Annotated in this window: 1 protein-coding gene; it reads left to right on the forward strand. The window is 64.6% G+C overall.

Going from position 1 to position 553, the window contains the following annotated elements; translation table 11 throughout:
• Positions 1-154: 154 nt before the first annotated feature.
• A complete protein-coding gene (locus ACTWQR_RS55970; protein WP_443235051.1) occupies positions 155-322 on the forward strand; it encodes a hypothetical protein in 168 nt (55 codons plus the stop codon).
• Positions 323-553: the final 231 nt, after the last annotated feature.

Below are 553 nucleotides of genomic sequence, written 5' to 3' on the forward strand. Positions count from 1 at the left end.
GTCCGGCCGGTCTCCAGGGCGGCGACGAAGGAGTACGGCCAGCCCGGCACGAACTGATCCGTCTTGCGGTCTCCGCGCCCGTAGACGTGACAGAACAGCCGGTCGTCGCTGGTCGGGGCGTCCGGGCTGGTCTCCAGCGCGGGACACGAGGGGCGTGGACAACACAGCGATGGAGCGGTTCGTACCGAGGTTCCAGGGCCAGCCGTGGTTCGACGGCTTGCGCGTGCTGCACGTCTACCTGCTGCCGGAGCCCGGCGTCGACGACGACCTTCTCGCCCTCGTGCATTGTAGGTTCGCAATTCGGATGTCCCTTTCTCATTGACGGTGACCCCTGTCCGGCCCGTGGGACACCGACGTGAGACGAACACCTGTCCTGTCGCACTCAAGCCGACGGATCAGTGACCGGATTTGCATCTGGCCGTTGAGTGAGTGGTGTGCATCGTGAAGTTGCTGGTCACGGATCTGGTTTGAGGGTCGGGAGAGTTACTCGCGCTGGTCGTCGGCCGGTGTCCACGGCGAAGATCGTCTGACATGTCGTTCAGAGCCGTCCTCG

This window comes from Streptomyces sp. 2A115 (assembly GCF_052245575.1).
In the GTDB taxonomy this organism is placed as follows: Bacteria; Actinomycetota; Actinomycetes; order Streptomycetales; family Streptomycetaceae; genus Streptomyces.